At 59.5% G+C, this 8,039-nt stretch carries 6 protein-coding genes and 3 tRNA genes; all 9 read right to left on the bottom strand.

All coding sequences use genetic code 11. From position 1 onward, the window contains the following. Positions 1–261: 261 nt before the first annotated feature. Positions 262–1,386: a multiheme c-type cytochrome gene (locus QAT43_RS12875; protein WP_305043484.1), complete on the bottom strand. Its 1,125-nt coding sequence runs from the start codon at positions 1,384–1,386 to the stop codon at positions 262–264. Further along, positions 1,383–2,171, bottom strand: a complete 789-nt coding sequence (locus QAT43_RS12870; RefSeq protein ID WP_305043483.1) for a cytochrome c3 family protein — start codon at positions 2,169–2,171, stop codon at positions 1,383–1,385. Before QAT43_RS12870 ends, QAT43_RS12875 begins: the two co-directional genes overlap by 4 nt. A 127-nt stretch (positions 2,172–2,298) precedes the next feature. Further along, the gene (locus QAT43_RS12865; protein ID WP_305043482.1) at positions 2,299–3,351 is read right to left on the bottom strand and encodes a hypothetical protein; all 1,053 of its coding nucleotides are present in this window, start codon (positions 3,349–3,351) and stop codon (positions 2,299–2,301) included. 210 nt (positions 3,352–3,561) lie between these two features. Next, positions 3,562–3,638 (bottom strand) — tRNA-Asp (locus QAT43_RS12860). A gap of 29 nt (positions 3,639–3,667) precedes the next feature. Continuing rightward, positions 3,668–3,743: transfer RNA gene (locus QAT43_RS12855), tRNA-Val, on the bottom strand. A gap of 27 nt (positions 3,744–3,770) precedes the next feature. Continuing rightward, positions 3,771–3,847: transfer RNA gene (locus QAT43_RS12850), tRNA-Asp, on the bottom strand. Between the two features lie 118 nt (positions 3,848–3,965). Next, entirely contained in the window at positions 3,966–4,238 is a 273-nt protein-coding gene (locus tag QAT43_RS12845; protein WP_305043481.1) for an HU family DNA-binding protein, read from the bottom strand. Between the two features lie 104 nt (positions 4,239–4,342). Beyond that, positions 4,343–6,700, bottom strand: a complete 2,358-nt coding sequence (gene lon, locus QAT43_RS12840; RefSeq protein WP_305043480.1) for an endopeptidase La — start codon at positions 6,698–6,700, stop codon at positions 4,343–4,345. A 104-nt stretch (positions 6,701–6,804) separates the two neighbouring features. Continuing rightward, the coding region (gene clpX, locus QAT43_RS12835; RefSeq protein ID WP_442900263.1) for an ATP-dependent Clp protease ATP-binding subunit ClpX at positions 6,805–8,039 on the bottom strand (1,235 nt) is incomplete at its 5' end.

Below are 8,039 nucleotides of genomic sequence, written 5' to 3'. Positions count from 1 at the left end.
TGGAAGGGAATCTTCTTGATGAAGAAGACGTGGAACCCCTGCTCGGTCAGACTCTCCCTGAGCACCTGCGCCGTCGGGGCCTCAAGCTCCTTCTCAACCACGCGCCCGTCGGCCATGCCGATTTTGCATCTGAAGGTGGACATAGAGGGTAAAAGTACCACAAGAGCGGAGCAAAGGAAAACCCAAATCCTGCCCCGGCGCAGCGGCTTCCGAAATCCTGAGCCAACCGCGAAAGGAGCGAAATCTCAAGGCAAACGGATTTCAATAGGACTTCTGGTCATGCTCCACGCCGTGACAATTGAGGGAACAGCTGCCATGGCGAGACGCCACCCCGCGACTGTCGAACTTGAGTTGTCCGGCGGCGTTGGGGCGCACCACGTCTTCATTAAAGCGAATCAGGTGCTGGTAGCGGGTGCTGCCATGGGCATCGTGGCAGGTATGACAGGAGGTTCCCGAATCGCGCACCCCGGGGCGCCCCTGAATGTGCAGGGCATGATAGGGAAAGCTTTCGTTGCCGAGAATGCTGCCTCGGCTGTGGCAGCCGTAACAGAGCGCGTAGGCGTAATCGGATTCGGGCCGCCCGGTTTCCATCTCGTAATTGCGCTTGAGCAGGCCGCGAAAACGGCTGCCGTGGGGACCGCGCGCTCCGCCGGGGTCGTCGCTGCCGTGACAGTCCGAGCAGCTGATGGTGGAGATTTCGCCGGGGCGTGTCTTGCGCGCTTTATAGGGGTCGCGCAGGCTGATGACGTAGGCATTGGCGCCCTCGCCTTCCACGGGATGAAAGGAGGGATTGGTGGTCTTGAACAAAGCGTGTTTGTTGCTCGAGCGCGCCGGCCGGTTGGCGCTTTCCGCGTGGCAGCGGTAACAGAGTTCGTATTCCTCGGTGATATGGGTCACGAAACTGCCCACCCGCTTCCCGGCGAAACCGCGAAAGGGTTCCTCGCGGGTCAGGTCGTGGGGAGAATGGCAATCCACGCATTCGGCATGGCGCGGCACGTTGGGACGATCCTCGGGCAGGATCTCGCTGCCCCGATGCACGCCGCGCACCGTCAACACCGGATGACTATAGGGCTTGCGCAGCTCGGCACCGATATCCTTCATGGTGCCGCGAATGCCGCCGGCGCGCAGCAGACCGGCGGAGATCATTTGCTGCCGGTCGCCTTCCGTGCCGTGACAGGTCAGACAGACCTCCTCCTCGCCGCGAATCGCCATGGACATGCCCTTGTGGCAGGCGCGGCAGGACTTGGGCAGCAGTCCGGGCTCGCCGTGCACGCCGGTCAAGCGGCTACCGCGATTGGGCGCGGCGGCGGGATCGGCCGGGACCAACAACAGGGCCGCGGCGATCACGGCCAGCAATGAGGTGAAAATTTTCAATGTAGGTTTCATGGGTTGCTGAAATGGTTGTCGCCAATACCCGGGGTTCGAAACAGGCCCGGACTGCTCGAGCCACCGACATGACAGGCTTGACAGGTGCCTTCGTAGTCATTGTTATCGTTACCGCTGTACATGCGCCACATGGGCAGGGTGTAGGCACCGGCGCGGGTGTCGACATGGGGATCGTGGCAACTGGTGCACTGCATGCGATCCTGGCGATCGAGCATGCCCTGGGGCGGCAAGGTGTACTGACCGGCCTTCTTGGGTACACCCATGATGGCGCCCAGCACGTCGTTGTTGTAGACGAACGAAACGGGATGAGAGGTATCGAGATCGATGGTGCCGCGCGCCGACATGCTGAGATTGGCGATGGTGCCGCGATTGAGCACCTCGCCCACCGCCGTCACACCGTCATGGCAGGACAGGCACAGGCGCGTGGCGCCATTGGGATAATCGGCGCCGCCATATTGGGCAGCCGGAATGTCGTCGATCTCGATCTCGCCGAGACGCCCCGAATTTTGCCCGTAAAGTGGAAAGGTTCCATCACTGTTCGGGCCTAGGGGATCACGCCGGTTCCACAGGGGCCCCTTGTTGGAGGCGCCGTGGGGCGTGTGGCAAAAACGGCAGATCTGGTTTTCGCCGTCGGCGGGGGCATGAATGCCCGTCGCATTGGTGTTGAGGCTCGACAGGTTGTGGGGGTGCTCATTCGCCCCGCCCTGGAACCCGAGACTCTTGGAATCAACCGTCGCGGCCTGCCCAGCACCCATCCCCAGCAGCAATCCAAGCAGTGCGCCCATGACCCACAACCCTGCCTTCATATCCTCACGCCTCACCTGCCCATTGATTTTCCACCGCCATAGCCTTACCGCCGGAGAACTTCAATGCCCAGAAATGCAAGATCTAAGCCTTTGTCCACGACATTTCTCACTCCTTACCCTGGAGGTATTCAAAGACCTGCACCCGGAAATTGCAGACGTCCACCGCGTAGATGCGATCCTGACCGTCGATAAAAAGACCCGCCGGCAGGCACAGGCGCCCGGGCTGGGATCCGGGTCCGCCAAAATAGAGAAGCAGTTCGCCCTGGTTGTCAAAAATCTGGACATTGTCAAATGCCGCATCGGCTACGTAAAGATGCTGATGCGAGTCAAAGGCCAAGCCGCGCGGTCGAGCAAAGCGCCCTGGCCCATCACCCAGCCCCCCCACGACACCGAGGGATCTCAAATCCGGCGAAAACAACTCGACGCGAAAATTCATGGCGTCAAGCACAGCCACCTGACCTTGACCGCCGATGGCCACGGCAATCGGCCGATTGAAGCGGCGGTCGGCATTCCGCGCCGAGCCCAGGGCACGCAGGTGACTGCCGTCGGGAGCGAAAATTTGCACGATTCCGTTTTGCACATCCGTGACAAAAACCCGGCCTCCGGCATCGACGGCCACCCCTCCGGGTCGCGCGAACCCCTGGGGGGGCCTGAGTTCACCAAGCAGTCGGCCACTGCGATCCAGGCGGAAAACCCGTCCGAGATCCGCATCGGCCAGAAACAACTGGTCGCGACCCGCATCAAAAGCGATACCGGCGGGCGTGACCAGGGTCAGATCACCGACGCGACTGAAATGGCTGACCCGGCGCGCGGCAAGGTCAAAAAAATGAACCACGGCGGCACCCGTATCGGTTACCCAGACGCCGCCTTCGCCATCGGCCGCTACGGCAAAAGGATTCACCAAGGGCACCTCTTCTTGTTTTTGCCCGGTCACCAACCGAAAGGTGCGCTGGGCACGGCTGGGCTCCGGCGCCACATCCTTGACTCCAGAAAAGGCGGTGACATAACGAATCCGGGCCGGTTCGGGCGGTGCCGGCCAGCGCGGGCCATCCGCCGGCGCCTGCAACACCTCGATGCGACTCACCGTCGGACCGCAACCCGATAGCAGTCCGAACCACAGAACCAGGCCGCAAAAAAAGCAATCGCGCACAAAACCCATAAGGCACCTCAAACAACTTTAGCCATGAATGCACACGAATCGGCACGAATAAACCAGAACGCGCCTAACCATTCGAGTGGATTCGTGTGCATTCGTGGATGAAATTTTTGATTTACTTTTATTAATTATCACGGGACAAAACGGCGGGTCAAGGCAGGAACGCAAACAGGGCGATCTCCCTGGTAGGAAATCGCCCTGTTTGCTTGAAAATGGCGGGGCTGACGGGACTCGAACCCGCGACCTCCGGCGTGACAGGCCGGCGTTGTAACCGACTCTACTACAGCCCCTAAACGTGGTAACTCTGCGGTTCTTGGATTGGTGGGCGAAACAGGGCTCGAACCTGTGACCCTCGGTTTGTAAGACCGATGCTCTCCCAGCTGAGCTATTCGCCCAAGCAATTCTTTCGTCTGGTGGATTTATGGCGGGGCTGACGGGACTCGAACCCGCGACCTCCGGCGTGACAGGCCGGCGTTGTAACCGACTCTACTACAGCCCCTTATCCTTGCAAACCAGACAAAAAACCGGTGAGCGTCCAATGATCAAAAAGCCCGCCCACCGATTTCCTAAACCCGGCACCCTCCAGAGGGACAATGCCGGGAATATTCACGCGATTCTTAGTTGACAGCGTCCTTGAGAGCCTTGCCGGCCTTGAACTTGGGCACCTTGGCAGCGGCGATCTGAATCTTCTTCCCGGTCTGGGGGTTTTTTCCAGTGCGGGCGGCACGCTCGCCGACAGCGAAAGTACCGAAACCGACCAGGGCCACTTTGTCACCGGCCTTCAAAGCATCTTCGACGGCCTCGGTGAACGCCTTGAGCGCACGCTCGGCTTCCGCCTTGGTCAAACCAGATTTTTCCGCCATCGCACTGACGAGATCCGCTTTAGTCACAATAATACCTCCATGCATTAAGGATATCTAAACCCCCGCAAAAACGCGATAGATATAACAGATGTCCGAAAAGGGTGTCAAGAGAATTTTCGGCACCCGAAAAGTTAGTGATGAAGGGCCTCCGGGGACTCCTCGGCATTCGCGTCGACCGACTCTAGAGGCAAATCGACGGGCTTGTCAAGCAGAGCCTGGGTCAGCACCTGATCCATGTGGGCGACAGGAATAATGTCCAGGGCCTTGAGCACACCGGAAGGCACCTCTTCAAGATCCTTGCGGTTGTCCTCGGGAATCAGCACCCGGGTAATGCCCGCGCGTTTGGCCGCCAAAAGCTTTTCCTTGACACCGCCGATGGCCAGTACCCGGCCACGCAGGGTGATCTCGCCGGTCATGGCGAGATTGCGATCCACCGGACGCCCGGTAATGGCCGATGCCAGGGCGGTGGCCATGGTGATGCCGGCCGATGGCCCATCCTTGGGTATGGCGCCCTCGGGCACATGAATATGCAGATCGAGTTTGTGGTAGAAATTTCGTTCCAACTCCAACTCGCGCCAACGCGATCGCACATAGCTCAATGCGGCCTGGGACGATTCCCGCATCACCTCGCCGAGCTTGCCCGTTACGGTGAGCTTGCCTTGGCCGGGCAGAACGGTGGTTTCGATGGTCAGCAACTCCCCGCCCACCTCGGTCCAGGCCAGCCCCGTCGCAAGACCGACCCGGCTTTCCTGCTCCCGCACACCGTAATGGTAGCGAGGCGGACCAAGATAGTGCTTGAGACGCTGCACCGAAACGCCGAAGGTTTTGCGCTTATCCGGGCTTTTCACCGTTTCTCGGGCAATTTTGCGGCAAATGGCGGCGATTTCTCGCTCCAATCCCCGCACCCCAGCTTCCCGGGTATAGCGGCGAATGATTTCCAGCAAGGCGCCCTCGCTGAAGCTGATCCGCTGCGGAACCAGTCCGTGAGCCTCAACCTGCTTGGGAATCAAATACTTTTGCGCGATGTTGAGCTTTTCTTCCTCGATGTACCCCTCGATGCGGATGATCTCCATGCGGTCCCGCAAAGGCCCGGGAATGGCAAAGAGGTTGTTGGCCGTGGCGACGAACAGCACACTTGAAAGATCATAGTCCACATCGAGAAAATGATCGCCGAAGGTGTTGTTCTGCTCGGGGTCGAGAACCTCGAGCAGTGCCGCGGAGGGATCCCCGCGAAAATCCGTGCTCATCTTGTCGATTTCATCAAGAAGAAACACGGGGTTGCGCGAGCCGGCCTTGCGCAGGCTCTGAATGATTTTGCCCGGCATGGCCCCGATATAGGTGCGCCGATGGCCGCGGATTTCCGCCTCGTCGCGCACGCCGCCCAGGGAAAGCCGCACAAACTCGCGCTCCAGGGCACGGGCGATGGAGCGCCCGAGTGACGTCTTGCCGACACCGGGCGGGCCCACCAGGCAGAGAATCGGCCCCTTGATCTTTTTTACCAGCGCTTGCACCGCAAGGTATTCAAGGATGCGCTCCTTGACCTTCCTCAGACCGTAATGGTCGGTGTCGAGAACCTGTTCCGCGTGCCCGATATCGAGATTGTCGCGGGTGCCCTTGCGCCAGGGCAGCGACGTAAGCCAGTCGAGGTAATTGCGCACCACCGTCGCCTCGGCCGACATGGGCGACATCATGCGCAGCTTGCGCAACTCGCCCATGGCCTTGTCGGTGGCTTCCTTGGACATTTTCTTTTTCTTGATCTTGTCCTCGAGGGCGCGCAGTTCCTGCTTGAACTCGTCTTTTTCACCGAGCTCCTTCTGGATGGCGCGCATCTGCTCGTTGAGATAATACTCTTTCTGGCTGCGCTCCATCTGGCTTTTGACCCGATTGCGGATGCGCTTTTCGATCTCGAGGATCTCGATTTCCTTCTCCATCAGCCCGAGCAGTTTTTCCAGCCGCTCATGAGGGTCGATGGCCGCCAGAATCGCCTGCTTGTCGCCGATGCCCACGCCTAGCTGCGCGATAATCGTGTCGGCCAGTCGCGAGGGGTCGAGAATGCCGGACACCGAGGACACCATTTCTGGCGGAACTTTCTTGCTCAGGCCGACATATTTTTCAAAGGCGTCGTTGACGCTGCGCACCAACGCCTCGACCACCGGCGACTCGAAGCTGACATCGGAGAAGATTTCGACATCGGCGAACAGGCAGGCGTCATTGGGAATGAAGCGGGTGATGCGGCCGCGGCCGCGGCCTTCCACCAAGGCCTTGACGGTGCCGTCGGGAAGCTTGAGCACCTGAATGATCTGGGCGATGGTGCCGATGGTGAAGATATCTTCCTCTGCCGGATCATCGACCTTGGGGTTTTGCTGCGTGACGAGAAAGATATTCTTGTCGCGTTCCATGGCCCCCTCGATGGCCTGGATCGACTTGGCGCGACCCACGAACAGGGGGACGACCATGTGGGGGAAAACCACAATATCGCGCAGGGGCATGAGGGGAAAGGGTCCCTCTTGTGCCGCGCAATTGTCAGGATGTTCCAAAGGGTCCGCCATAACCTACCGCGATAGATTCAATGAAAAGGCCGAGGAAACCGCCCTTACGCCGATTCGGCGCAATCGTAGAGCACCAACGGGCGGGATTTGTTGACGATGACTTCCTCGTTGATCACGACTTCCTTGACCCGATCCTGGCTGGGAATGTCGTACATGATCTCAAGCATGGCGTTTTCCAGGATGGAGCGCAACCCGCGCGCCCCGGTCTTGCGCTTGAGGGCCTCGCGCGCAATCGCCACCAGGGCGCCGTCGGTGAAGCGCAAATGCACTTTTTCCATCTCCAGCAGCTTCTGATATTGCTTGATCAGCGCGTTTTTCGGCTCCTTGAGAATCGCGATGAGGGCTTCCTCGTCGAGTTCCTCCAAGGTCGCGACCACCGGCAAGCGGCCGATGAACTCAGGAATCAGGCCATACTTGAGCAGGTCGGGCGGCCCGACCTGGCCGAGAACCTCGCCGAGCTTCAGATCCTTCTTGGCGCGGATTTCAGCGCCGAATCCCATGGCTTTCTTGCCGAGGCGCTGCCCGATGATGTTCTCCAACCCGGCAAAAGCGCCACCGCAAATAAAGAGAATGTTGGTGGTGTCGACCTTGAGGAATTCCTGCTGAGGATGTTTGCGCCCGCCCTTGGGGGGAACGCTGGCCATGGTCCCCTCGATGATCTTGAGCAAGGCCTGCTGCACACCCTCGCCGGAGACGTCACGGGTGATGGAGGGCGAATCGGATTTGCGGGCGATCTTGTCGACCTCGTCGATGTAGATGATGCCCTTTTGGGCTTTTTCCAGATCGTAGTCGGCCGCTTGCAGAAGATTAAGGATGATGTTCTCGACATCTTCCCCCACATAGCCCGCTTCGGTCAGATTGGTGGCATCGGCGATGGCGAAGGGCACATTGAGCACTTTTGCCAGGGTCTGGGCCAGCAGGGTCTTGCCGCTGCCGGTGGGACCGAGAAGCAGAATGTTGCTCTTCTGGATCTCCACATCCGAGGGCTTGGCGGCATACTCCACGCGCTTGTAGTGATTGTACACCGCGACGGAGAGAATTTTCTTGGCCCGCTCCTGGCCGATCACGAAATCATCGAGTATCGCCTTGATTTCGGCCGGCTTGGGCAACCGGTCGAGACTGGAACCGGCGGCATCCTCGAGTTTGGCCTCCTCGTCGATGATGTCATTGCACAGCTCGATACATTCATCGCAAATGTAGACCGTGGGACCGGCTATCAGCTTCTTCACCTCATCCTGCGATTTGCCGCAGAAAGAGCAGGTCAGGCTTCCACCCTTAT

Origin of the sequence: Geoalkalibacter sp. (assembly GCF_030604225.1) — a bacterium.
Taxonomy (GTDB): Bacteria; Desulfobacterota; Desulfuromonadia; order Desulfuromonadales; family Geoalkalibacteraceae; genus Geoalkalibacter.
This window is presented reverse-complemented; position numbering and strand designations above follow the sequence as displayed.